21 protein-coding genes and 2 tRNA genes are annotated in these 25258 nt (G+C 69.4%); 12 read left to right on the top strand and 11 right to left on the bottom strand.

Annotated elements, in window-relative coordinates; all coding sequences use genetic code 11:
• Window positions 1-62 precede the first annotated feature (62 nt).
• Window positions 63-1223 carry a hypothetical protein gene (locus tag M1203_RS10935; protein ID WP_249949378.1) on the bottom strand — a complete coding sequence of 387 codons (1161 nt, stop codon included), beginning with the start codon at window positions 1221-1223 and terminating at the stop codon, window positions 63-65.
• 131 nt (window positions 1224-1354) lie between these two features.
• Entirely contained in the window at window positions 1355-3970 is a 2616-nt protein-coding gene (gene pepN, locus M1203_RS10930) for an aminopeptidase N (protein WP_249949377.1), read from the bottom strand.
• Between the two features lie 149 nt (window positions 3971-4119).
• Here pepN and M1203_RS10925 point away from each other — a divergent pair, with 149 nt between their 5' ends.
• The gene (locus M1203_RS10925; RefSeq protein WP_283958451.1) at window positions 4120-4743 is read left to right on the top strand and encodes a DsbA family protein; all 624 of its coding nucleotides are present in this window, start codon (window positions 4120-4122) and stop codon (window positions 4741-4743) included.
• A gap of 173 nt (window positions 4744-4916) precedes the next feature.
• Here M1203_RS10925 and M1203_RS10920 read toward each other — a convergent pair whose 3' ends face one another.
• Window positions 4917-5561, bottom strand: a complete 645-nt coding sequence (locus tag M1203_RS10920) for a superoxide dismutase (protein WP_249949375.1) — start codon at window positions 5559-5561, stop codon at window positions 4917-4919.
• Window positions 5562-5881: 320 nt separating this feature from the next.
• Here M1203_RS10920 and M1203_RS10915 point away from each other — a divergent pair, with 320 nt between their 5' ends.
• Window positions 5882-6466 carry a biotin transporter BioY gene (locus tag M1203_RS10915; protein WP_030352395.1) on the top strand — a complete coding sequence of 195 codons (585 nt, stop codon included), beginning with the start codon at window positions 5882-5884 and terminating at the stop codon, window positions 6464-6466.
• A gap of 36 nt (window positions 6467-6502) precedes the next feature.
• Here M1203_RS10915 and M1203_RS10910 read toward each other — a convergent pair whose 3' ends face one another.
• Both M1203_RS10910 and M1203_RS10905 read right to left on the bottom strand, forming a co-directional pair.
• Window positions 6503-7150 carry a response regulator transcription factor gene (locus M1203_RS10910; protein ID WP_249949374.1) on the bottom strand — a complete coding sequence of 216 codons (648 nt, stop codon included), beginning with the start codon at window positions 7148-7150 and terminating at the stop codon, window positions 6503-6505.
• Window positions 7141-8361 (bottom strand): sensor histidine kinase, encoded by a 1221-nt coding sequence (locus tag M1203_RS10905; RefSeq protein ID WP_249949373.1) that lies wholly within the window; start codon window positions 8359-8361, stop codon window positions 7141-7143. The genes M1203_RS10910 and M1203_RS10905 overlap by 10 nt, the downstream gene beginning before the upstream one ends.
• 110 nt (window positions 8362-8471) lie before the next feature.
• Between M1203_RS10905 and M1203_RS10900 the strand changes: the two genes are divergently transcribed.
• Entirely contained in the window at window positions 8472-10058 is a 1587-nt protein-coding gene (locus M1203_RS10900; protein WP_249949372.1) for a serine hydrolase, read from the top strand.
• A gap of 16 nt (window positions 10059-10074) precedes the next feature.
• On the opposite strand, the gene M1203_RS10895 is transcribed toward M1203_RS10900, so the two are convergent.
• Window positions 10075-11526 (bottom strand): amino acid permease, encoded by a 1452-nt coding sequence (locus M1203_RS10895; RefSeq protein ID WP_249949371.1) that lies wholly within the window; start codon window positions 11524-11526, stop codon window positions 10075-10077.
• Between the two features lie 188 nt (window positions 11527-11714).
• Between M1203_RS10895 and M1203_RS10890 the strand changes: the two genes are divergently transcribed.
• Both M1203_RS10890 and M1203_RS10885 read left to right on the top strand, forming a co-directional pair.
• Window positions 11715-12203 (top strand): ribose-5-phosphate isomerase, encoded by a 489-nt coding sequence (locus tag M1203_RS10890; protein WP_249949370.1) that lies wholly within the window; start codon window positions 11715-11717, stop codon window positions 12201-12203.
• Window positions 12204-12285: 82 nt separating this feature from the next.
• On the top strand, window positions 12286-13107 hold the full coding sequence (locus tag M1203_RS10885) for a DNA-formamidopyrimidine glycosylase family protein (RefSeq protein ID WP_249949369.1): 822 nt from the start codon (window positions 12286-12288) through the stop codon (window positions 13105-13107).
• A gap of 7 nt (window positions 13108-13114) precedes the next feature.
• On the opposite strand, the gene M1203_RS10880 is transcribed toward M1203_RS10885, so the two are convergent.
• Window positions 13115-14350: a GNAT family N-acetyltransferase gene (locus M1203_RS10880; protein WP_249949368.1), complete on the bottom strand. Its 1236-nt coding sequence runs from the start codon at window positions 14348-14350 to the stop codon at window positions 13115-13117.
• Between the two features lie 106 nt (window positions 14351-14456).
• Here M1203_RS10880 and M1203_RS10875 point away from each other — a divergent pair, with 106 nt between their 5' ends.
• On the top strand, window positions 14457-15602 hold the full coding sequence (locus M1203_RS10875) for a PP2C family protein-serine/threonine phosphatase (RefSeq protein ID WP_249949367.1): 1146 nt from the start codon (window positions 14457-14459) through the stop codon (window positions 15600-15602).
• Window positions 15603-15709: 107 nt separating this feature from the next.
• Here the strand turns inward: M1203_RS10875 and M1203_RS10870 are convergent, their stop codons facing one another.
• Together M1203_RS10870 and M1203_RS10865 are read right to left on the bottom strand one after the other, a co-directional pair.
• Window positions 15710-16933: a cation:proton antiporter gene (locus M1203_RS10870; protein ID WP_249949366.1), complete on the bottom strand. Its 1224-nt coding sequence runs from the start codon at window positions 16931-16933 to the stop codon at window positions 15710-15712.
• Window positions 16934-17134: 201 nt separating this feature from the next.
• Complete coding sequence (locus M1203_RS10865) at window positions 17135-18331, bottom strand: acyltransferase family protein (RefSeq protein WP_249949365.1); 1197 nt, start codon at window positions 18329-18331, stop codon at window positions 17135-17137.
• 456 nt (window positions 18332-18787) lie between these two features.
• Here M1203_RS10865 and M1203_RS10860 point away from each other — a divergent pair, with 456 nt between their 5' ends.
• Window positions 18788-18982 (top strand): hypothetical protein, encoded by a 195-nt coding sequence (locus M1203_RS10860; RefSeq protein ID WP_249949364.1) that lies wholly within the window; start codon window positions 18788-18790, stop codon window positions 18980-18982.
• Between the two features lie 113 nt (window positions 18983-19095).
• Here the strand turns inward: M1203_RS10860 and M1203_RS10855 are convergent.
• Window positions 19096-19166 (bottom strand) — tRNA-Gly (locus tag M1203_RS10855).
• A gap of 151 nt (window positions 19167-19317) precedes the next feature.
• Here M1203_RS10855 and M1203_RS10850 point away from each other — a divergent pair.
• From M1203_RS10850 to clpX, 5 genes are all read left to right on the top strand, one after another.
• A tRNA-Pro gene (locus tag M1203_RS10850) sits at window positions 19318-19394 on the top strand.
• 177 nt (window positions 19395-19571) lie between these two features.
• On the top strand, window positions 19572-20966 hold the full coding sequence (tig, locus tag M1203_RS10845; protein ID WP_249949363.1) for a trigger factor: 1395 nt from the start codon (window positions 19572-19574) through the stop codon (window positions 20964-20966).
• A 334-nt stretch (window positions 20967-21300) separates the two neighbouring features.
• The gene (locus M1203_RS10840) at window positions 21301-21906 is read left to right on the top strand and encodes an ATP-dependent Clp protease proteolytic subunit (RefSeq protein WP_030352383.1); all 606 of its coding nucleotides are present in this window, start codon (window positions 21301-21303) and stop codon (window positions 21904-21906) included.
• 46 nt (window positions 21907-21952) lie between these two features.
• Window positions 21953-22627 (top strand): ATP-dependent Clp protease proteolytic subunit, encoded by a 675-nt coding sequence (locus M1203_RS10835; protein WP_030352382.1) that lies wholly within the window; start codon window positions 21953-21955, stop codon window positions 22625-22627.
• A gap of 146 nt (window positions 22628-22773) precedes the next feature.
• A complete protein-coding gene (clpX, locus tag M1203_RS10830) occupies window positions 22774-24066 on the top strand; it encodes an ATP-dependent Clp protease ATP-binding subunit ClpX (protein ID WP_249949362.1) in 1293 nt (430 codons plus the stop codon).
• An 84-nt stretch (window positions 24067-24150) separates the two neighbouring features.
• On the opposite strand, the gene M1203_RS10825 is transcribed toward clpX, so the two are convergent.
• On the bottom strand, window positions 24151-25122 hold the full coding sequence (locus tag M1203_RS10825; protein ID WP_249949361.1) for a hypothetical protein: 972 nt from the start codon (window positions 25120-25122) through the stop codon (window positions 24151-24153).
• Window positions 25123-25258: the final 136 nt, after the last annotated feature.

Genomic DNA, 25258 nt, shown 5'->3' with positions numbered 1-25258 from the left:
GTCCCGGTGACGCGGGGCCGGTGTCTCCGTTACGGCCGGCACCGGCGCCCGCCTCGCCGCGGTCATCTCGGCAGGATGACCACCGGTGCGGCCGGATCCCGGTCGTTCGCCGCCATCAGGGCCGTACGGACCACCGTCGCCTGCTGATCCAGCGCCTCGCGCAGCTTCCTGGGCGTGAGATGGACGACCGTGATACCCAGCCGCTCCAGATGCTCGCGCTTGCGGACGGCCGCGGACCACTGCTCGTCGTCGTCCTCGTCGTCCGCCCGGTCGGCGGCCCGGCCGCCCGGCCTCGGTGCCCGGGTGTCCAGCTCGACGGCGACCGCCTGGTCGGGCCAGTAGGCGTCCACGCTGCCCAGACGCGGTCCGCCCGGCAGCCGCAGATCCACGTTCCACAGCGGGTCCTGGAGCCCGTACACCCGCACCAGTTCATAGAGCCGGCCCTCGGCCAGCGTCCGCCCCTCGGCGAGCAAGGAGTCCACCGCTTCCACCACATGCGGGCGCGCCAGCAGCCCGGACTGGGTCAGCTCCCGTACCACCAGGGCCGGTTCGCAGTGTCCCGCGCGTACCGCCTCGGTCAGCAGCGCGACGACGGCGTCCGCGTCGGACAGCTCCGCGACCGCGTCGGCCAGCGCGCGCCCCACGGGTGCCACCGGCATCCCGTCCAACTCCTCGGGCCGAGGCAGGGAGTGGGCCCGGATCAGCCGGGCGCACCCAGTGGACCGCAGCCGCCGGGTGCGCGGTACGAGCACATCGATCCGCTCCAGCGAGAGCAGCGGGGGAGCGGACGTGAATCCGTACAGCGCCAGCGCCGCCAGTCCCGTGATCATCACCGCGCCGTACGGGGACGCCGAAGTCGCCGACGAGGAGGCGGAGGTGGCGGAGGAGGAAACGGGGGAAGCGGAGGTGGCGGAGAGGCCAGCGGCGTCGGACGGCGAGAGCCGGCCGGGCTGGGCCGGCACACCCCGGGAACTCTCCGCGCTCGGCCGCCCCGCGTACAGCAATACCGCCCGCAGCCGTTCATCCGCGGTCGGCGGACCCGCGTGCAACAGGAAGACCCCCGGCAGCGGTTGCTGCCAGGGGCCGCCGGGCCGGCACTGAGCGGTGGCCCGGCCACCAGGGACACCGCGCTCACGCAGCTGCGCGAGCGAGAGCACACGACTCCGCACATCATCGGAGAGGTGGCCGAGGGGGCGGGGGGAGACCGGGGTGTTGTTGTTCATGTCCCGGTGTCTCCCCCTACTCAGGCGTCCCTCTAACCCCCGTTACCCGTTTGTCGGCAAAACCGGACAAGATCGTCCTAAAGTAAGGGCGTTCGACTGCCGATCAGAGGCCCCCCGTCAGTCGGCCGCCGTCAGCCGGCCGCCGCCGTGTCGCACTCCTGACCGCGCAGCCCGCGCGCCAGATCGTCCGTCGCCTCCAGCACCAGCCTGCGCAGCGCGGGCGCCGCGTCCCGGTGCGAATCGAGCCACGCCGTCGCCGCGTCCAGGGTCCGGCGGTCCCCCTGGAGCCCCGGGAAGAGCCCGCGCACCACATCCATGGCGATCTGGATCGAGCGCTCTGCCCACACCCGCTCGATCACCTCGAAGTACTTCGCGGCGTACGGCGCGAGCAGCTCCCGCTGGTTCGACCGGGCGAAACCGGCGATCGTCGCCTCGACCAGCGCGTTCGACAGCGCGTCCGACTCGACGACCTGGGCCCATGCCTGCGCCTTGACGGCGGCCGACGGCCGGGCCGCCAGACAGCGCACCTGGTGCCGCTTGCCCGACGCCGTGTCGTCGCGGGCCAGTTCGTCGTCGATGACGGACTCGTCCGCCCGCCCGTGCGCGGCCAGCGGCCCCAGGAACGCCCAGCGCAGCTCCTGGTCGACATCGAGACCGTCGATCTTCGCCGTACCGTCCAACAGCCCGCGCAGCAGCTGGAAGTCCGCTTCCGACGACGCGACGGAGGCGAAGAAGCGGGCCCAGGTCAGCTGGTGCTCACTGCCGGGCTCGGACAGCCGCAGCTCGCGCAGCGCGCCCTCGGCCAGCAGCCGCCCGCCCTCCTCGCGCCAGGCCGGAGCCGCGTAGTGCGTGAGCGCCGATTCGGCCCAGGCGTGCAGCATCTGGAGCACGCCGATGCTCGTCTCACGGCCCGCGTGGGTGAGCACCAGACCGATGAAGTCCCGGGCCGGCATGAGCGCGTCGCGCGTGAGGTTCCAGAGCGCGGACCAGCACAGGGCGCGGGCGAGCGGATCGCTGAGGTCACCGAGATACGCGCGCAGGGTGTCCAGCGAGCCCGCGTCGAAACGGATCTTGCAATAGGTCAGATCGTCGTCATTGACGAGGATCAGCTCCGGCCGCTCCGCGCCCGCCAGTTCGGTGACGACCGTGCGCGGCCCGGCCACATCCGTCTCGGTACGGGCGAACCGTACGAGTTCGCCCTCCGGCGTACGCCGGTACAGCCCGATGGCCACCCGGTGCGGCCGCAGCTCCGGGTGTGATTCGGCGGCGTCCTGGACCACGGCCAGTTCGGTGATCCGCCCCTCGGCATCGAAGATCACCTGAGGGGTGAGGGAGTTGAGCCCGGCGGTCTCCAGCCATGACCGGGACCAGCCCGCCATGTCCCGCCCGGACGTCTCCTCCAGTACGGAGAGCAGATCGGCCAGCCGCGTGTTGCCGTACGCGTTCCGCTTGAAGTAGCGCCGGGCGCCCTCCAGGAACGCGTCCTGGCCCACGTACGCCACCAGTTGCTTCAGCACCGACGCGCCCTTGGCGTAGGTGATGCCGTCGAAGTTCAGCTTGGCGTCCTCCAGATCACGGATGTCGGCCGTGATCGGATGGGTGGACGGCAGCTGGTCCGCGCGGTACGCCCATGACTTGCGATTGTTGGCGAAGGTCGTCCAGCCATTGGTGAAGCGGGTCGCCCCCACCTGCGCGAACGATCCCATGAAGTCCGCGAACGACTCCTTCAGCCACAGGTCGTCCCACCACCGCATGGTCACCAGATCGCCGAACCACATATGGGCCATCTCGTGCAGGATGGTGTTCGACCGTCGCTCGTACGACGCCTGCGTCACATGTCCGCGGAAGATGTACTCCTCGCGGAATGTCACCAGACCGGGGTTCTCCATCGCGCCGAGGTTGTACTCGGGCACGAACGCCTGGTCGTACTTCCCGAACGGATACGGGTAGTCGAAGTGGTCGTGGAAGAAGTCCAGGCCCTGCTTGGTGATCAGGAAGACATCGTCCGCGTCGAAGTGCCGGGCGAGCCCCTTGCGGCACATCGCGCCGAGCGGGATCTCCAGGACCGTGCCGTCGTCGAACGTGCGGTGGTAGGAGTCGGTCACATAGTGGTACGGACCGGCCACGACCGCCGTGATGTACGTCGAGATCGGCTTCGTCTCGGCGAAGTGCCAGACCCCGTCGGTCAGCGTGCCCTCGCCATTGCCCCATACGGTCCAGCCCTCGGGCGCGGTCACCCGGAAGCGGTACGGAGCCTTGAGGTCCGGCTGCTCGAAGTTGGCGAAGACCCGGCGCGCGTCGGCCGGCTCGTACTGCGTGTAGAGATAGACCTCGCCGTCCTCCGGGTCGACGAAGCGGTGCATGCCCTCGCCGGTACGGCTGTACGCGCACCGCGCGTCCACCACCAGGACGTTCTCCGCCAGCAGGCCGTCCAGCGCGATCCGCGAGCCGTCGAAGACCGCGGCCGGGTCCAGCTCCGCCCCGTTGAGCGTCACGGCGGTCACGTCCGGGGCGATCAGATCGGCGAAGGTGGCGGCCCCGGGCTCGGCGCAGCGGAACCGGATCGTCGTCAGGGAGCGGAATGTCCGCGGTGGCGTGTCCGAGCCCGGTGCCTCACCGCTCGGTGTCGCACCGCCCGGCACCTCGCCGACCGCCGAGCGCAGGTCGAGGTCCACCTCGTACCCGTCTACGGTCAGCAGGCCGGCCCGCTCACGGGCCTCTTCGCGGGACAGGTTCTCACCGGGCACGGTCACTCCTTTGTGGCTCGCCTTCGTGGCTCGTCCGAAACAGCCACGATCCTCGCATGTGCCACTGACGTGCGGCATCCGGGAATGCCCCCGACCGGCCGGGACGTTGTTGACGTGAGGTGCGTTCGCAGCCGTTCATGAGGAGAGACATGTCCGAGAAGACTCCCGTCGACTTCTGGTTCGACCCGCTGTGCCCCTGGGCCTGGATGACCTCCCGCTGGGTCCTCGAAGTGCAGAAGGTCCGCGATATCGAGGTCCGCTGGCATGTGATGAGCCTGGCCGTCCTCAATGAGGACAAGGACATCCCCCAGGAGTACCGCGAGGGCCTTGCCAAGGCGTGGGCCCCGGTGCGTGTGGTCATCGCGGCCCAGCAGAAGCTTGGTGACAAGGTGGTGGGGCCGCTGTACACCGCGCTCGGCACCCGTTTCCACAACCAGGGCGAGGGCGCGACCCGCGAGGCGATCGTCGCCGCGCTGGACGATGCCGGTCTGCCCGCCGATCTGATCGAATACGCGGATTCCGACACCTATGACGCCGAAGTGCGCGCCTCCCACAAGGAGGGCATCGACAAGGTCGGCCAGGAGGTCGGTACGCCCGTCATCGCCGTCCCCGGCGCGGACGGCGAGCAGATCGCCTTCTTCGGCCCGGTCGTCACCCCGGCCCCCAAGGGCGAGGAGGCCGTGAAGCTCTGGGACGGCACGCTGATGGTCGCGTCGATCCCGGGCTTCTACGAGATCAAGAGGACGCGTACCCAGGGCCCCATCTTCGACTGATCCAGTACCGGCAGTACCGGCAGTAGCGGCCGATATCAGCTCCGCCTTACAGAAGGACCCCCGCGAGTCACGTCCTCGCGGGGGTCCTCCCTCATTCCGCCCGCACGTGAAAGGTGAGAAGACGATCACGAGCAGGACGCGTACGGCCCGGTGTCCGCGGCGGCCCGCCGGTCCTACGGGGCGAGCAGCAGGCCCTGGGCGCGCTCCTTGGCGGACGCGTAACGCTTCGCCACGTCCTGCCAGTTGACGACCCGCCACATGGCCTCGATGAAGTCCACCTTCTGGTTCTTGTACTGGAGATAGAAGGCGTGCTCCCAGGCGTCGAAGACCAGGATCGGCACCGAGCCCTGGCCGACATTGCCCTGGTGGTCGTAGATCTGCTCGACGATCAGCCGGCCGCTGACCGGCTCGTACGCGAGCACGCCCCAGCCCGAGCCCTGGGTGGTCGCGGCGGCCTTGGTCAGCTGGGACTTGAAGCCGGCGAAGGAGCCGAAGGACTCGGCGATCGCGTCCGCCAGGTCGCCGACGCCGTCCGCGGCGAGCGGCTCGCCGCCCCCGTTCTCACCGGTCATGTTGTGCCAGTAGATCGAGTGGAGGATATGGCCGGAGAGATGGAACGCGAGGCTCTTCTCCAGCCCGTTGATCGCGCCCCAGGACTCCTTGTCGCGCGCCTCCGACAGCTGGTCGAGCGTGTCGTTGGCGCCCTTGACGTAGGCCGCGTGGTGCTTGTCGTGGTGCAGCTCGATGATCTGCGGATTGATGACCGGTTCGAGCGCCGCGTAGTCGTACGGAAGTTCAGGAAGCGTGTATACCGCCATGGTCAAACCCTCCGGCCTCTTATTGCACATCCTATGCAACTGCACGCTAGCAGCAACAGGATCGTGCGCCGATCGGGCGATGGTCCTGGGCCTGTCTGAATGGACAGCGCCGCGCGGCCGTTGCCGGAGTGGCACTTTGTGCCATCTCTGACAACGCGCTGACCTCCCCTTTGTGGATGACCGACGGTGATACGGCGCGGGACCGTCGGTTACCGTCGGGCTGTTCGACCCGTTCGACCTGTTCGACCCGTTCGACGCATGCCGCAAGAAGCCCGTAACCCGACGTCGGAAGCCCGACGCCCCACGACCGCGGAGACCCCATGAGTACTGCTGCCGCAGCCCCCCGTACCGGAGCGGTCCTCGCCGATCTGCTCCCCGCCACCCGCACCCGGGACATCGCCCTGGTCGTCGGGGGAGCGGTGCTCACCGGAGTGGCGGCGCAGATAGCCGTACCGGTCCCCGGCTCGCCCGTCCCGGTCACCGGCCAGACCTTCGCCGCGCTGCTCGTCGGCACCGCGCTCGGCGCCCGCCGCGGTTTCCTCTCCCTCGCGCTCTACGCGGTGGTCGGCATGGCCGGAATGCCATGGTTCGCGGAGGGCCGCTCAGGGCTGAGCTTCGCCTCCTTCGGCTATGTCCTCGGCATGCTGCTCGCCGCCACGGTGGTGGGCGCGCTGGCCCGCCGCGGCGGCGACCGCTCCGTACCGCGTACGGCGGGCACGATGGTGCTCGGTTCGGTGATCATCTACGCCGTGGGCGTGCCCTACCTGGCGCTCTACACCGGGATGTCACTGAGTGCCGCCGTCAGCGCCGGTCTGGTGCCCTTCCTGCTCGGGGACGCGCTCAAGGCGGCCCTGGCGATGGGCGCGCTGCCCGCCGCGTGGAAGCTCATCGGCCGCCGCGGCTGACCTCACCGACCTCATCCGAGGGCCGACCGCGCCGGGTCAGGCGCGGAGGTAGGTGAGGACGGCGAGGACGCGGCGGTGTCCCTGCCCGTCCAGGTGGAGTCCGAGTTTCTGCAGGATGCCGCTGACGTGCTTGTTCACCGCCGCTTCTGTGACATACAGCTCGCGGGCGATCTCGGCGTTGGCGTGGCCCTCGGCCATGAGGGCGAGGACTTCGCGTTCCCGTGGGGTGAGCCGTCGCAGGGGGTCGTGGCGGCGGTTCAGGAGCTGGCGTACCACCTCGGGGTCCACGACCGTCGCACCGGCGGCGACCTGGGTGACCGCGTCGACGAACTCGGTGACGGCGCTCACGCGGTCCTTCAGGAGATAGCCGATGCCGCTGTCACTGCCGAGGTCGAGCAGATGGGCGGCGTAGGACTGCTCGATGTACTGGCTGAGGACCAGGACAGGCAGCGTCGGCCGCTCGCGGCGCAGGGCGATGGCGGCGCGCAGACCGTCGTCGGTGTTGTCCGGTGGCATGCGGACGTCGGTGACGACGATGTCGGGGCCGATCTCCCGGACCGCGGTGAGCAGGGCGTCCGCGTCGCCGACGGCGGCGAGCACCTGATGGCCGAACCGGGTCAGCACACCGGCCAGCCCGTCCCGCATCAGCGGGGAGTCCTCGGCGAGTACGACGGTCAGCGGCACGGCAGCTCCACGTGCAGGAGTGTAGGGCCGCCCCGCGGGCTGGAGACGCGGAGTCTGCCGTCCGCGGCGGCGACGCGGTCGGCGAGGCCGATCAGACCGGTGCCCGCCTCCGGGTCGGCGCCGCCGATGCCGTCGTCGCTGATGGACAGGGTGAGGACGTCGGTGTCCAGCCGGGCGTGCACCCGGGCCCGGGTCGCGCGACTGTGTTTGGTGGCGTTGGTCAGGGCTTCGGCGATCACGAAGTACGCCGTGGTCTCCACCGGGAGGGGCACCCGGCGGGGCAGGCGTATGTCGGCCGTCACGGGCAGGACGGAGCGGGTCGCGAGGTTCTCGACCGCCGCTGTCAGACCGTGGTCGGTGAGGGCTTTGGGGTGGACGCCCCGACTCAGCTCGCGCAACTCGTCGACGGCGAGGGTGACTTGTTCCTGGGCGTTGCCGAGCTGCCCGGCCAGGGAGGAGCCGGGCTCGGCATCGAGACGGGCCAGGCCGAGCATCACATTGAGCGAGACGAGCCGCTGCTGAGCTCCGTCGTGCAGATCCCGCTCGATCCGGCGTCGCTCCGCGTCGAAGGCGTCGACCAGACGTGCCCTGGAGGCTCGTACGTCGGTCAGCCGGCGCCCCAGTTCGCTGTCGCGGGGTGCCAGCATCAGACGCGTGACCGCCGCCCGCGCACCGGCCCAGGCGGTGATGGTGTACGGCGCGGCGGGCAGCAGACACAGGCCGACGATCAGCAGGGGCCAGGCATCGGGATCGTCGACCGGCGACAGCATCACCAGTACGGGGACGGCCAGGGCGAATCCCAGGACCAGGAGATCCATCCACCACAGAGCGGTCACCGACACGGCGGTGAAGCCGAGCTCGCGCCAGGTCGCGGGCTCGCGCAGCCGCGTGCGCAGCCAGCCGCGCGGCCCGGCCCGTTCGGGGGTCTGGTGGGGGTCCGGCACCGGATCCAGGTCCACGAGACGCAGGCGCCACCGCTCGAAGCGGGTGACGACGATGCCGGACAGCGCGACGCCGAGCAGGAACACCGCCCCCACGGCGACGACCAGCGAAACGACCCCCGCGACCAGCATGATCACCAGAACGGTGGTGGTGACGGCGCCGAAGACGACCCCGGACAGCAGATAGGCGAACGCCCGCCAGGGCCAGCAGGAGCCGAGCACTTTCAGCGGGGTCTGGGCCAGGGCCTGCCAGGCGGTTCGGTGTCGCACGCGCTCGACCGTACCGGGGCGGGGAGCTCGAAACGGTAGTGCCGGCACTACCTTTGGACTCCCGTGTACGCCAATGCGCCGGCGGGGTCCGGCCCGGTGCACTGGGCCCCATGAGAATGTTCACCGCCCCCGCCGCACGCACCGCCCCCGCCGCACGCACCGCCCCCGCCGCACGCACCGCCCCCGCCGCACGCACCGCCCCCGCCGCACGCGCCGCCGGGTCCGGGGTCCGTCGCGCACTGGCCGCCCTGGTGGCCGCGCTCGGCATCGCGGCCACGCTGGCCGCCGCCCCGCCCGCGTCCGCCGCGAAACCCGCCGCCACCTTGGACCCGCCTGCCATCGACCGTTACGTACGGGACTACATGGAGCGGACGGGTCTGCCGGGCGCGGTGGTCACCGTCACCAAGGGCGACCGGGTTGTGCACACCGCCGGTTATGGGCACAGCGCGTCCGGGCGGGCCATGACCGCGCGGACGCCCGTACCGGTGGCGTCGCTGTCGAAGTCCATGACCGCACTCGCCGTCATGCGGCTCGTCGAGGCGGGCAGGGTCGACCTGGACCAGCCCGTGCACCGCTATCTGCCCGAGTTCACCATGGCCGACCGGCGCGCCGGAGAGATCACCGTCCGGCAGCTGCTGACCCAGACCTCCGGCATGGCCGACTCCGCCTACCCCGATCTCAGGCGCGCCCAACCGGGGACTCTCAAGGAGGCGGTCGCCGCGATGCGCGAGGCGCACCTGGCCGCCGATCCCGGCACCAGGTACAGCTACCACAACCCCAACTACTTCGTCGCGGCCCGCCTGGTCGAGGTCGTCGGCGGCCGGCCTTTCGCCGACTTCCTGGCCGCGGAGATCTTCCAGCCGCTGCGCATGACGCGCACCACGTCCGTCGACACCACCGACGACATGCCCGATGGCGCGCGCGGCTACGTCCGCGCGTACGGCTCGGTGTTCTCCCGTCCCCATCCCCGCTGGTTCACCGCGGGCGGCCACGGAGTCGTCACCACGGCCGACGACCTCTCGCGGTGGCTGATCGCCCAGAACAACCAGGGCGTGACCGCCGACGGCCGACGGGTCGCCACCGCACGCACCATCGATCTCACGCACACACCGCCCACCTCACCGCCGGAGGGCCACTACGCGATGGGCTGGTCGGAGAGCACGGAGGACGGCGAACCCAGGGAGATCCAGCACACCGGCCAGCTGCTGACCCACAACTCGATCGCCACCCTGCTGCCCGACAGCGGGATCGGTATCGCGGTCGTCACCAACACCGGCATGATCTCCGGGGACGACGCGCCGCAGATCTCGGACGGCCTCGTCGACCTTGCCAGGGGCGAGAGCCCCGAGGTGGCCGAGCCGTTCTCCATGACGGCCGACTGGGTCCTCGCGGCCCTCACCCTGCTGGCGACGGGCCTCGGCGTCCGTGGCGTCCTCCGGGCCCGCCGGTGGGCCCGGCGCACCGCGGGGCGACCGTGGCGGCGAGTGGCGCGGCTGCTGCCGTACGCACTTCCCCTTCTCTTCCTCACGCAACTCGCCGCACTCTTCGGCCTGTTGATGAACCGCTCGGGAACCCTGGCGCAGGTCGCCTACGCCTGGCCCGCCCTTGTCATCTGGACGGCCGTGACCGCCCTCGCCTCGACCGCGGTGATCACCGCACGGGGGCTCGCGGCCTTCCGCCTCCACCGGCGCGCCTGACACGGGAGGGGAGGATTCACCCCCGGACGTCGGCCTCCGCCGCCTTCTCCTTCCGCCCACGCGCCTCCTTGACCAGCGCGATCGCCACCACGAGCGCCGCCACCAGCAGTGAAAGCAGCACCTGCTCGCGCGCCGTGTCGTCGGTGAGCATGTAGACCAGTACGAACGAGATCATCGCGATCGTCGCCCAGGTCAGATACGGGAAGAGCCACATCCGTACGACCAGCTTCTCCGGCGCCTCGCGCAGGATGATGCCGCGCATCCTCAACTGGGTGAAGCAGATGACCAGCCATACGAACAGCGCCACCGCGCCCGACGAGTTGAGCAGGAACGCGAAGACCGTGTCGGGCCACTGGTAGTTGAAGAAGACGGCGACGAACCCGAAGAGGACGGACGACAGGATGGCGGCCGTGGGGACACCGCGCGCGTTGGTCCGGGCGAACGCCTGGGGCGCGTCCCCGCGCAGGCCGAGCGAGAAGGCCATACGGGAGGCCGTGTAGAGACCGGAGTTCAGACAGGACAGGACGGCCGTCAACACGATGAAGTCCATCACCTGCCCGGCGTGCGGGATTCCGATCGAGTTCAGCGCCGCGACGTACGAGCCCTCCTTGAGGATCGACGGATCGTTCCAGGGCAGCAGTGTCAGCACGACGAAGATGGAGCCCAGATAGAAGACGGCGATCCGCCAGATCACGCTGTTGGTCGCCTTGGCGACGGCCCGCTGCGGGTTCGAGGACTCCCCGGCCGCGAGTGTGACGATCTCGCTGCCCATGAAGGAGAAGACGACCATCAGCACGCCGGTCAGGATCGCCCCTGGCCCCTTGGGCAGGAATCCGCCGCTGTCCGTGAGATGCGCGAGACCCGCGCCCGGATTGTCGGACCCCGGCAGGAGACCGAAGACGGCGAGCAGACCGACGACGACGAACGCCGCGATCGCCACGACCTTGATGCCGGCGAACCAGAACTCGAACTCACCGTACGAGGCCACCGACGCGAGGTTCGTGGCGGTCAGTACGACCATCACGATCAGCGCCCACGCCCACTGCGGCACGGCGGGTATCCAGCCCTCCAGGATCTGGGCGCCCGCGGTCGCCTCGACCGCCAGCACCACCACCCAGAAGAACCAGTAGAGCCAGCCGATGGAGAACCCGGCCCAGCGGCCGAGCGCCTGGTCCGCGTAGGCGGAGAAGGATCCGGAGCTGGGCCGCGCCGCGGCCATCTCGCCCAGCATGCGCATGACGAGTACGACCATCAGGCCGACCAGCGCGTAGGAGAGCAGAATGCCGGGACCCGCGGCGGCGATACCGGAAGCGGAGCCGACGAACAGCCCGGCGCCGATCACTCCACCGATCGCGATCATGGACAGATGACGGTTCTTGAGACCGGCTTGCAGGCCGTCGGAGGACTGCGGATTCCCAGGCTCGCTGGGATTTCCGCCTTCCTTCGTGGGGGACGGCAGGGAGGTCATGCGGCAATCCTTACGTCTTCGGTCCACTCAAGTAGTGAGTCCCGGCATTCAAACGTTCGGCTCCCAGAAGCGGAAGCAATGATTCCGTTTCGTTATCCGGAGCTGTACGTGGGGTTACCGGAAGGTTGACCCCGCTGACCGCTACCCAGCGGAGCGTGAGCCACACCCCGCGTGCCACACTTCGCTTCATGCGCGTGTATCTCGGTTCCGACCATGCCGGCTACGAACTCAAGAACCACCTTGTCGAGTGGCTCACGGCCCATGGCCACGAGCCCGTCGACTGCGGACCCCACATCTATGACGCCGAGGACGACTATCCGCCGTTCTGCCTGCGCGCCGCGGAGCGCACGGCGGCGGACCCGGACAGTCTCGGCGTCGTGATCGGCGGCTCGGGCAACGGCGAGCAGATCGCCGCGAACAAGGTCAAGGGTGTCCGCGCCGTCCTCGCCTGGAGCGAGCAGACGGCGGCTCTCGGGCGCGAGCACAACGACGCCAACGTCATCTCCGTCGGCGGCCGGATGCACACGCGGGACGAGGCGACGAAGTTCGTCGAGGTCTTCCTCAGCACCCCGTATTCGGGCCTGGAGCGCCACGCGCGCCGTATCCAGATGCTCACCGACTACGAGTCGACCCACGAGCTCCCGCCGGTCCCGGCCCACCACCCCCAGCAGGACTGAGGCCCCGGACTCACCAGGTGCCGCCGGGCCCGCCCCCGGCGGCACAGCCATGTCACCGAGGACCTGTCACAGAGGAGATCCCGTGCCCGAGGGGCATACGATCCACCGGCTCGCCGAAGACCATCTCGACCGGTTCGGCGGCCGGCCGACCCGGGTCAGCAGCCCGCAGGGCAAGTTCTCCGACAGCGCGGCGCTGCTCGACGGCCGGGTCCTCGACGGCGTCGACGCCCACGGCAAACATCTCTTCCTCGGCTTCGAGGACCAGGGCTGGGTCCATATCCACCTCGGCCTGTTCGGCAAGGTCGGCTTCGGCGACGCGCCGGCCCCGCCGTCCACGGACACGGTCAGGCTGCGGCTCGCCTCCGGGACGGCGTACATGGATCTGCGCGGCCCCACCACCTGCGCCCTGATCACCGCACCCGAGAAGGCGGCGATACACGACCGCCTCGGCCCGGACCCGCTGCGCCGCGTGGACGACGGCGAGAAGGCCTGGGCGCGGATCTCCCGGTCCCGTACGACCGTCGCCGCCCTGCTCATGGACCAGAAGGTGATCGCGGGCGTCGGCAATGTCTACCGCGCCGAGGTCCTCTTCCGGCACGGCATCGACCCGTACCGCGCGGGCAAGGACCTCACCCGCCGCGAGTGGGACGCGATCTGGGCGGATCTGGTGGCGCTGATGCGTGAAGGGGTACGGAACAACCGGATCGACACCGTCCGCCCCGAGCACACCCCCGAGGCGATGGGCCGCCCGCCGCGCGTCGACGATCACGGCGGCGAGGTGTACGTCTACCGCAGGGCGCGGATGCCCTGCCTGCTGTGCGGCGACGAGATCCGCACCGCGACCCTCGCCGCCCGCAACCTGTTCTGGTGCCCGGGCTGCCAGCAGCGCCGGGGAACGCCTTAGGACCGGATTAGAACCCGTGCGGCAGCCAGGGCGCGATCTCCGACGAGAACGCGGCCGATGCCTCGCCCAGCGCTCCTGGACGTATCTCCCGGACCCGCCCCGCGCGCGCCAGCGCCGCCAGGGAGACGCCGCCCAGATACGCGGCACCCAACTCGTTCACGGACAGCGCCAGCTCGGCCTCATCGGCGGTGCGCTCGCAGGACGCGCCCTTGGAGTCGCCGGACAGCCGCCAACGCCCCTCGTTCCAGGGGCAGAACGCGTCCGTCACCTCCAGCACCACATCCACCGGCGTCCGGTACGTACGGGCCTCCAGCGCGGCCCCGACCTCCACCGGCCGCAGATACAGCGAGTCCCGCAGCCGCACCTGGCACCGCCGGATGTCCGAGACCAGATACTGGAACGGGTCGTCCGGCGGCCGGTTGCCCGCCCGGACCGCCGATGTCAGATCGATCGAGAAGAGGAAGTCCCAGAGCGACGCGTACGCCGCCGGGTCCAGGGCGTACAGATCCCGCAGCTCGATCGTCCCCTTCGGGCCCGACCTGTCCCACTCCGGCTTGTTGTGGAAGAGCGTGAACCCCACCACCTCGCCGTCCCGCTCCGCCAGCACGCACTGGAGCGCCGACATGCCGTCCTTCACCTGTCCGGCGTCGACGACCGGATGCCGCTCCCAGCCAGGCCGGCGGGCGAGCATCCCCGGCCGCCCCGCGACCTCCGCGGCGTACACCGCTTCACACGCGTCGCGTACCACCGGGTCATCCGGTTTCACCCGACGAAGACGTATATCGTCCGATCCTTCGGGTATCGAGATCCGCACTCGGGAGGTGTCGATCTCCGCCGAGAGCTGTTCGGTCGCGACGCCGTAGCCGTAGCGTCCGTAGATCACCGGCTCGGAGGCCGTCAACACGGCGAGCGGTTCGCCCCACGACCTGACATCATCGAGCTGGCGCCGCATCATCGACGTCAGCACCCCGCGCCGGCGGTGCGTCGCCGCGACACTCACCATCGTCACACCGGCCGCGGGGACCTGCGCACCGCCGGGCACCGTGAGCCGGAAGCTGAACGCCCCCGCCGTGCCCACGCACTCGTCCCCGTCCCAGACCCCGAGCGAGCGGTCGAACTCGGTGAGATCCCGCATCAGCCCGGTCTCCCCGATCGTGTCCGGGACACCACCGAACGCGAGCTCCAACGCCCCGTACCAGGTGTCCCATTCGGCCGGTTTCAGTACCCGTAGATCGATAGTCATATGCCATCAGTACCAGGGGTACGACAACGAGGCGACCCGATTTCGAACGCAATGTCACAGGGGTCCCCCTGCACGCCGGGCGGACGGATCGATAGGGTCCACAACAATGGCCGGTGTCGCGGGAGCGGAATCCTACTCGGCCCGGATGCGCAGGAAGCTGCACCGGGTCCGCAACGGCGTGCGCAAATCCGGGGTGGACTACTTCCGGGGCGACGGCTCGGACTGGATCGCCCTCGTCGGTCTGCTGCTCACCATCCCGGCCATCACGCTCACCACCATCGCCGTCCCCGTCTGGTGCGCGCCCTCCGCGCTCGTCCTCCCGATCGTGGCCGGCGGGCTGCTGCTGCGACCCGCGAGTCTGCTCAGTCTGTACGCGGCTGCCGCCGCCGCGCTGATCATCGAGTCGATGGTCCTCGGCCCGTACCCGGACGGCCCGGCCCGCGTCACCCCGGGCACGGTGCTCGTGGTCGCCGCCTGCGGGCTCTTCGGACTGCTGATCGCCCAGTTCAGGGCGCGCGTCGGGGTTCCCTGGCGGCGCGGCGGGACGATGCTCTTCGACCTGCGCGAACGGATCAGGGTGCAGAGCGCCCTGCCCCGGCTCCCCAAGGGCTGGCACCGCGAGATGGCGCTGCGCCCGGCCGGCGGCCAGTCCTTCTCGGGCGACTTCGTGGTGGCCGCCAGGACGAACGGCGGCCGGACGCTCGAAGTCGTCCTGACCGATGTCTCGGGCAAGGGCATGGACGCGGGCTCCCGGGCCCTGCTGCTCTCGGGCGCCTTCGGCGGACTCCTCGGCTCCCTCCCGTCGCACAGCTTCCTCCCGGCGGCCAACGGCTATCTGCTCAGGCAGGACTGGGACGAGGGCTTCGCCACCTCCATCCATCTCGTGCTCGATCTGGACTCGGGCGACTTCGAACTGCTGTCGGCGGGCCATCTGCCCGCTCTCCAACTGCACGCGGGCAGTGGCCGCTGGGAGGAGAAGTCGGGCGAGGGCCCGCTGCTGGGGGTGTACGGAGGGGCGCAGTTCGACCCGGTCAAGGGCTCACTGCGCCCCGGTGACGTGCTGATGCTCTTCACGGACGGGCTGGTCGAGGCCCCTGGCCGCGATCTGGGCGAGGGCATCGACCGGCTCACGGGGGAGGCCGACCGCTATGTCGTCCCGGGCTTCGAGGGCGCGGCCTGGCATCTCATCGAGGCGGTCGCGAAGGACGTGAACGACGACCGCGCGCTGCTGCTGATCTGCCGCGAGCCCTAGAGAGCCGGACACCTCGCGTAGAGACAGAACTCCCCTCCGCCGTGATGGGCGGAGGGGAGCGCGGAGGGTGGTACGGGCCGTCGCGGGTGGTGGTAAAAGCATGGGCGTCAGCTCGTCACCGGTGCCCCCCTGTCGCCCGAATCGGGGGCGTACGAGGGCTCGTTCCCCGCGGATCCCGGGCCGTCACCACCGGTCCTGCCACCCGGCAGGATCCGGGCCAGCCAGTGCGACCTGCCCGCCGCCAGCGGGCCGAGGACCGCGAGGACCAGGACATATCCGGCGATGAACGGAGCGAGCCGGCTGTCGAGCCCCGCGCCCGCCGCCATCGTGGCGAGGATCAGCGCGAACTCGCCCCGGGCCAGCAGGGTCGTCGAGATGTTCGCCGCGGGCTGGGCGCCGAAACCGAAGATCCTGGCCGCGGTCAGCCCCGCGGCGACATTCATCACCAGGGTCACGGCCGCGGCGGCGAGCACGGGCCAGAGCACGGTGGGCAGATCACCCGGGTTGATCGACAGCCCGAAGGCGAAGAAGAAGATCGCGCCGAACGCGTCCCGCAGCGGGTGGACGAGCTTACGGATCCGGGGGCCCGAGGTGGTGCCGCCGAGCATCAGACCGACCATGAACGCGCCGATGGCGTCCGCGACCCCGAACCACTCGGAGACACCGGCCACGAGGACCGCCGCGCCGAGGAAGGAGATGACGAGAAGCTCGTCGTCCTTGGTGTTCATGAGCCGTCCGACGACCTTCGTGCCGAACCGGGCGGCGAGCGCCAGCAGCAGCAGGAAGCCGAACGCCTTCCCGCCGTCCATGACGGCGGCCGAGGCGCTGTCCGCACCCGACAGGATGGGCTGGAGCGCGGCGAGATAGAGGGCCAGGAAGATGTCCTCGACCACGATGATGCCGAGGATCGGTTTGGTCTCCGGGTTGCCGATCCGGCCCAGGTCGACCAGGACCTTGGTGACGATCGCGGACGAGGAGATACCGAGCACACCGGCGAGCACCAGCGCCTCCGACGTGCCCCAGCCGAGCGCGAAGCCGAAGCCGAGCCCCGCGCCCACGTTCAGCGCGAGATACGCGCCACCGGCGAGGGCCATCTTCCGGCCGCCCGCCTTGAGGTCGTCCAGATGGAATTCCAGGCCGAGGTAGAAGAGCAGCAGGACCAGCCCGAGGGCGGAGAGCATCTCCAGCTCGTGCGGGTCCTTGACCAGCACGATGCCGGGGGTGTGGGGGCCGAGCAGGATCCCGGCGAGGATGAACAGGGGAATGGTGGGCAGCTCGATGCGGCTGCCCAGACGGGCGAGTACGGCGGCGGCGAGGAAGGCGCCGCCCATGGCTATGAGGGTCTCTGCGTGTCCGATGGGATCGTTCCTCCGTCAAGTCAAAGGGGCGTCAAGAAATCGTCAGTAATTAGTTTACCAAACGGTTTATTGAGCAACTGTGGACGGGGAAACCGGACGAATCGGGAGCGGGCTCGACGGGGCCCGGGGCGGGCCGGTCGCCGAGCGGGCGTGACTACCGAGAAGCGCGCGTGACTACCGAGAAGGACGTGCCTCCGCCTCGCGCCGGAACGCCCACCGCATCTCGGGCTCGGTCGCACAGCGCAGCAGCCGCCGTACCGGAGGCGTGCACAGCAGTGTCACCGCGGCGGCGGCCACGACGGTCAGCACGACCTTCCCGGCGGGGCCGGCCAGCCACGGGTACGCGGCGAAGAGGCCGCCGTACTCCGCGCCCTTGACCAGGAATCCGTGCAGCAGATAGCCGCAGAGCGTGCCCGCGCCCAGCGCGGTGAACCAGGTCCGGCGGCGGGGCACCCAGGCCAGGAATCCGGCTGTCAGCAGCAGTGAGCAGCCGAAGAGCGCGAACGTCATCACGGGCCCCGCCCACCAGGGGAAGTCCAACTGCTGGGCGCTGGCGCTGTGGTAGAGCCAGCCGGACGCGATCCGGGGGCCGGCCCAGTACGCGAGGACGAGCGCGCCCGCGAACAGCGGCACCGCGAGCAGCCGCACCTCGCGGCGCCGTACCAGCTGGAAGTGCTCGGGCCTGAGCAGCAGCCCCAGGACGAAGTACGGCCCGAACTGGAGCACGCGCTGAAGATTGAGGTCCGCGCCGATGCCCGGCGTGAGCGACGCCAGCGCGGCGAGAGCGAGCGCCACCGTCAGCGGGTGGCGCAGCGAGAGCCAGAGCGGGGTGGTCAGCCGCCAGATGAACAACGCGGCCAGGAACCAGGTGAGATACCAGGGGTCGAGCAGGCTGATGGGCTGGTCCGGGCTGTCGTCCGCGTACCGCTTGAAGAGCGAGTACGCCACCTCGAAGACGACATACGGCACGGCCACCCCGGTCACCAGGCGCCTGATCTGGTGCGGGCGGGCGGCGAAACTCCGGGAGAAGTAGCCGGAGATGAGGACGAAGGCCGGCATGTGGAAGGCGTAGACGACCAGATAGAGCGCGCGCGTCGCCCGGCTGCCCTCCATGACGGGTTCCCAGAAGTGCGCCACCGCCACCAGGACGATCGCCAGGTACTTGGCGTTGTCGAAGAACGCGTCGCGCTTGGTGGACCCCGCGCTCGTATCCGCGCTCGGGTCCGCGGCAGGACCGGCGGGCCGGGGCCCGGTCGGCACCGGCGTGTCGGCCACCGCGGAAGCTCTGGTTCCGGTGGCGGGATCCGCCTCCGCGGCCGGAAACGCGCGGGGGAGCGTGGACGTCTCGTCGGAATGCGGCGCCTGGAACATTCGAGGCACCCTAGCCGCGCTCAAACCAATTCGTAAAACCTCTCCGTCAGGTAACCCATTCGAATCTGAAACCGCCGACAACCAAGCGATATGCCCTGGTTAATCAGTATTAAAAGGGGCATATCGATGAGATCTCTTATGCGTGACCGATCCCGGTCAATGCGCCCGTCGACCGGTCGCGCGAAACGGGGGAATGGGTTGTGAATGATGTGTGCCCGCTGGAAGGCGATGGATTTGAATTCGCGTCCACATGCCATTCACGCGCGGCCGGCCCGTGCGCGTCGCGCTCGTGCGGAACCCGGCGCGCGGGGGGCGTGATTGGCGCGATCGTGATGTCGCGGATTCGTCACCGGACAACATCCGCACGGAGGTTGATGGCACGATGGTCGGAGCGGGGGTGTGGCGTGCGCGCTCCCCGGGGCTGGGCTAGGCGGACCGACCGAGGGTGTGATCAGTGTGGCCATTTCGCTGTCTGTGGTGGTTCTGTTGGCGGTCGTTCTCGTGGTGCTCATACGCGGTGGCTCCCTCAAGGGCGGCCCCGCGATAGTCGCGATCCTGTTCGGCTTCTTCCTCGCCTCCACCAACATCGCTCCGTCGGTGAACAACTTCATGAACTCCCTGGCGGAAATGATCAACAAGATCAGCTTCTAGCGCCGGCGGCTTCGGCCGCGGATGGCCCTGGCGGCGGGAGCGGGAGCGGAAACGAGGAGAGCCGGCCTCCGTGTCACACGGAAACCGGCTCCGACCCATGAGTTCTGCACAAGAGCGGGCGACGGGAATCGAACCCGCGTAGCTAGTTTGGAAGACTAGGGCTCTACCATTGAGCTACGCCCGCACGCGTCGTGCCGCAGGTCATGCGGCCTCGGCACGGACCACATCGTAGCGGGTTCCGGGCGCTCGCCGCACACCGGTAAAGAGGCGGTCAGGGCACCGGGCAAAGCGGTCGGCCGCACCCCCGCGGGCATGTACCCTACGTGTCGCACCGACGGGGTGTGGCGCAGCTTGGTAGCGCGTCCGCTTTGGGAGCGGAAGGTCGTCGGTTCGAATCCGGCCACCCCGACCATTTTTCAAGATCGCGTCGCAAGATCGCATTGTGGGGCTCTTCCCGCTTCCGGTTACTATGCAAGCTGCGCGCCCGTGTGTCCGCAGAGTCTCTGAGGAACCGGGCCGATCCGCTGGATCGCGCCGCACCGCGGCGGACCGGCAGAACCCAAGAATCAGCCACCAAGGAGACCGAACCGTGAAGAGCGCCGTGGAGACCCTGAACCCGACCCGGGTTCGGCTCACTGTCGAGGTGCCCTTCGAGGAGCTCAAGGACAGCCTCGACGCGGCGTACAAGAAGATCAACCAGCAGGTCACGGTGAAGGGCTTCCGCAAGGGCAAGATCCCGGCCCGCGTCATCGACCAGCGGTTCGGCCGTGGTGCTGTGCTGGAGGAGGCCGTCAACGACGCCCTCCCGAAGTTCTACACCGACGCGGTCAACGAGGGTGAGCTCAATGTCCTCGGCCAGCCCGAGGTCGACATCACCGAGCTCAAGGACGGCGAGCTGCTGGCCTTCACCGCCGAGGTGGACATCCGTCCGGTCATCGAGATCCCCGACTACTCGGGCATCGAGGTCACCGTCGACTCCATCGAAGTCAGTGACGAGGACGTCGACAAGTCGGTCGAGCAGCTGCGCGACCGCTTCGCCTCCACCAACCCGGTCGAGCGCGCCGCCGCCGAGGGCGATGTCGTGACGATCGACCTTGAGGCCAAGGTCGACGGCGAGGTCCTGCCCGACGGTGTCGCCACCGGCGTGCAGTACACCATCGGCTCCGGCGAGCTGCTCGACGGCATCGACGAGGCCGTCATCGGCCTGGAGGCCGGCGGCGAGGCCACCTTCACCTCCGAGCTGAAGGGCGGCGCCGCCGAGGGCAAGGCCGCCGAGGTCACCGTCAAGGTCAGCCAGGTCGCCGCGCGCGAGCTGCCCGAGCTGGACGACGAGTTCGCCCAGATGGCGAGCGAGTTCGACACGCTCGACGAGCTGAAGGCCGACAGCCGCAAGCGCCTGGAGAGCAGCAAGCAGTACGACCAGGCCACCCAGGCCCAGGAGCGCGTCCTCGACGAGCTGCTGAAGCTGGCCGAGGTGCCGATCCCCGAGAAGCTGCTCGCGGAGGAGATCAACACCCGCAAGCACAACCTGGAGCACCACCAGCTCGGTCAGATGGGCCTCGACCTCGCGAAGTACCTGGAGATCCAGGGCAAGACCGAGGAAGAGTTCGACGCCGAGACCAAGGAGCAGGCGGAGAAGGGCATCAAGACCCAGTTCATCCTGGATGAGCTGGTGAACAAGGAGAAGCTGAACGTCAACCAGGAGGAGCTCACCGAGCACCTCATGCGGCGCGCGCAGTCCTCCGGCATGTCCCCCGACCAGTTCGCCCAGGCGGTCGTCGAGGGTGGCCAGGTGCCGATGCTGGTCGGCGAGGTCGCCCGCGGCAAGGCGCTCGCGGTGGTCGTCGAGGCCGCCAAGGTGATCGACACGAACGGTGAGATCGTCGACCTGAACGACGAGGACGAGGACGAGTCGGCCGAGACCGTCGAGGCCGCCGACGCCGACACCAAGGCCGAGGAGAAGGCCGACAAGAACGAGGCCTGAGCCGTCTCGCTCTGAACGCCAGGACGGGCCCCGGACGCACACGCGACCGGGGCCCGTCCCGTACGCCCCCGGCGCCGTACGGGACCGGTGAGGGCCCGACGGTGCCCGGGGTGGCACGGGGGGCCGGGGGCGGGCCGGCAGGCCCGCTCAGGGCCGTATGGGGCCCCAACTGCCTTGCGCTCCCAGCGAACAGCCACGGAAGCGGGATGGCCCGCGCCGACCAGCGCGTTAGGGTCCATGAATACGAGGGCAGGGGAGTCTCCCGTCCCCGGTACGAAGACGCTGAGACGGCCGCAGCCGTCAGAGACGAGCAGGTGTATACGTGACGAATCTGATGCCTTACGCCGCCGGTGAGCCGTCCCTCGGTGGTGGCCTCGGCGACCAGGTCTACAGCCGGCTGCTCGGAGAGCGGATCATCTTCCTCGGCCAGCAGGTCGACGATGACATCGCCAACAAGATCACGGCGCAGCTCCTCCTCCTCGCGGCCGAACCCGAGAAGGACATCTACCTCTACATCAACAGCCCCGGTGGCTCGGTGACGGCCGGCATGGCCGTCTACGACACCATGCAGTACATCCCGAACGACGTGGTCACCATCGGTATGGGCCTCGCCGCCTCGATGGGCCAGTTCCTGCTGACCGGCGGCACCGCGGGCAAGCGCTTCGCGCTGCCGCACACCGACATCCTCATGCACCAGGGCTCCGCGGGCCTCGGCGGCACCGCCTCCGACATCAAGATCCAGGCCGAGCAGCTGCTCCGTACGAAGAAGCGCATGGCCGAGATCACCGCGCGCCACACCGGCCAGACGGAAGAGGCGATCATCCGCGACGGTGACCGCGACCGCTGGTTCACCGCCGAGGAGGCCAAGGCCTACGGCATCATCGACGAGATCATCTCCGCTGCTTCGGGTGTTCCGGGCGGCGGCGGTACCGGGGCCTGAGATCACCAGCCCCGACCAGCCGGCCCAGCCCACCGAACGCCACAGGATGGTGAACACCCACATGAACAACTACTCCGCGAGCGGCCTCTACACCGGCCCGCAGGTGGACAACCGTTACGTCGTCCCGCGCTTCGTGGAGCGCACGTCGCAGGGCGTGCGCGAGTACGACCCGTACGCGAAGCTCTTCGAGGAGCGCGTGATCTTCCTCGGGGTGCAGATCGACGACGCCTCCGCCAACGACGTCATGGCGCAGCTGCTCTGCCTGGAGTCGATGGACCCGGACCGCGACATCTCGATCTACATCAACAGCCCCGGTGGCTCGATGACGGCGCTCACCGCCATCTACGACACGATGCAGTTCGTGAAGCCGGACATCCAGACCGTGTGCATGGGCCAGGCCGCCTCCGCCGCCGCCGTGCTGCTCGCCGCCGGCACCGCCGGCAAGCGACTGGCGCTGCCGAACGCGCGTGTGCTCATCCACCAGCCGTCCAGCCAGACCGGCCGGGAGCAGCTCTCCGACCTGGAGATCGCGGCCAACGAGATCCTGCGGATGCGCGCCCAGCTCGAAGAGATGCTGGCGAAGCACTCGACGACGCCGATCGAGAAGGTCCGCGACGACATCGAGCGCGACAAGATCCTGACCGCCGAGGACGCGCTCGCGTACGGACTTGTCGACCAGATCGTGTCGACCCGCAAGACCACGGCCGCTGCGGCCGCCTGACACACCCGGCGCCCTTGGCGCGGTCCCACGACCATGTGTGAACCGCGCCAAGGGGGGCCCGAACGAGGGCCCGGGCAAGGTACCGTCGGATATGAGGCACAGGAGCCGCTGAACCAGGCTGCTCCCAGGCGAAGGGGAAGCACCTCGTGGCACGCATCGGTGATGGCGGCGATCTGCTCAAGTGCTCGTTCTGCGGGAAGAGCCAGAAGCAGGTGAAGAAGCTCATCGCGGGTCCCGGTGTGTACATCTGCGACGAGTGCATCGACCTCTGCAACGAGATCATCGAGGAGGAGCTCGCGGAGACCTCCGAGGTGCGGTGGGAGGAACTGCCCAAGCCGCGCGAGATCTACGAGTTCCTCGAGGGATACGTCGTAGGCCAGGAGCCCGCGAAGAAGGCCCTCTCCGTGGCGGTTTACAACCACTACAAGCGCGTTCAGGCCGGCGAGAACGGCGGAGTGTCGGGGCGCGAGGACGCGATCGAGCTCGCCAAGTCCAACATCCTTCTGCTGGGCCCGACCGGCTCGGGCAAGACGCTGCTCGCCCAGACGCTCGCGCGCATGCTGAACGTACCGTTCGCGATCGCCGACGCCACCGCGCTCACGGAGGCCGGTTATGTGGGCGAGGACGTCGAGAACATCCTGCTGAAGCTGATCCAGGCGGCCGACTACGACGTCAAGAAGGCCGAGACCGGAATCATCTACATCGACGAGATCGACAAGGTCGCCCGCAAGAGCGAGAACCCGTCGATCACCCGCGATGTCTCCGGCGAGGGCGTCCAGCAGGCCCTGCTGAAGATCCTGGAGGGCACCACCGCCTCCGTACCGCCGCAGGGCGGCCGGAAACACCCGCACCAGGAGTTCATCCAGATCGACACGACGAACGTGCTCTTCATCGTGGGCGGCGCCTTCGCCGGTCTGGAGAAGATCATCGAGTCGCGCGCGGGAGCGAAGGGCATCGGCTTCGGCGCGACGATCCGCTCGAAGCGCGAGATCGAGGCGAGCGACCAGTTCCAGGAGGTCATGCCGGAGGACCTGGTGAAGTTCGGGATGATCCCGGAGTTCATCGGCCGCCTCCCGGTCCTCACCTCCGTCCACAACCTGGACCGCGAGGCCCTTCTCCAGATTCTGGTCGAGCCGCGCAACGCGCTGGTGAAGCAGTATCAGCGGCTCTTCGAACTCGACGGTGTGGAGCTGGACTTCGACCGCCCCTCCCTGGAGGCCATCGCCGACCAGGCGATCCTGCGCGGCACGGGCGCGCGCGGTCTGCGCGCCATCCTCGAAGAGGTGCTCCAGTCGGTGATGTACGAGGTGCCGTCCCGCAAGGACGTCGCCCGGGTCGTCATCACGGCGGAGGTCGTGCGCGACAACGTGAACCCGACGCTGGTCCCGCGCGAGCCGCGCATCGTGAAGAGCGACGGCCGCCACGAGAAGTCGGCGTAACCGTCGGCGCGACGGTCCGCGTACGCACAACAGAGGGGCGCCCGGCCAGTGCGACTGGCCGGGCGCCCCTCTGTGGCTACGCGCTCAGAGCTTGACGCGGACATCGCTCCGGAGCTTCGCGGCGATGGCCGCGGCGTCTTCGAGAGACGCGCTCTTGCCCGCCATCGCGTTGGCGATCTCGATGTGCATCGAGAAGCCGAGGGTGCTGCGGTCGCCCCAGACGCAGAGGGGGAAGGTGATCTCCTTCGGTCCGGCGGCGGCGCCGGTGCCGGACCCGTCGTTCTTGACCTTCAGCTCCTGGCACTTCAGGACGGCGTTGTCCAGACCCTCGGGCGTGAACGCCTGGGGGCTGCCGACCATCTCGCCCATGGAGTCCTTCCCCTCCGTGGACTTCTGCTTCATATAGGCGAACATGGCGTCCACGACCTTCTCCGGGTCGTCGATCTCGCCATAGACCCCGCCGAAGTTCAGGGCCTTGCCGGCCAGCGGGTTGTCCTTGTCGCCGGCCTCGTAGTCGGCGCTGACGTCCTTGGGGTTCTTCACGCCCCAGCTCTCGGCGTCCTTGAGGTCGCTCTCGGTCATGCCGCCGTCGCCGCCGCTGCTCTCGCCCTTCTTGTACTCGCCGTTGAGCACCGTCGCCGGCGTCGTCAGCTTGTGCGGGCCGTCGTCCGCGACGGAGGCGCCGCCGCCGTCTCCCACCAGGAAGTACGCGCCGCCCGCGATCACCGCGAGAGCCAGCACGGACGCGCCGATTATCAGGCCCGTCTTCTTCTTGGGGGCCTGGCCGGGCGGGGGCGGGTACTGGCCGCCGCCGTAGGGGGGCTGCTGACCGTACGGGGGCTGCTGGGGAGGCTGGCCGTACGGTCCAGGCTGCTGCGGATAGCCGTAGCCCTGCGGCTGCTGCGGGGGGACACCCTGCGGGGACTGCTGCGGGTAACCGTAGCCGGGCGCCGGGGGCCCCTGGGGCGGCTGCTGGCCGTAGGGACCCGGCTGGCCGTACGGTCCTGGCTGCTGAGGCTGCTGGCCACCGTATGGGCCCGGCTGGTTATAACTCATGTGCTGTCCCCTGTTAGTTGCTTATGCGTTCCGAACATCCTGACGGACGAGCCGGTGACCGGGGCCACCCGGGGCCGCACCGTTACCGAACTATCCCGTTTCAGTACGGGGCGGTGACACCTCTAAACTGTGCCCC

It is taken from the genome of Streptomyces sp. 35G-GA-8, from assembly GCF_023534745.1.
Taxonomy (GTDB): domain Bacteria; phylum Actinomycetota; class Actinomycetes; order Streptomycetales; family Streptomycetaceae; genus Streptomyces.
This window is presented reverse-complemented; position numbering and strand designations above follow the sequence as displayed.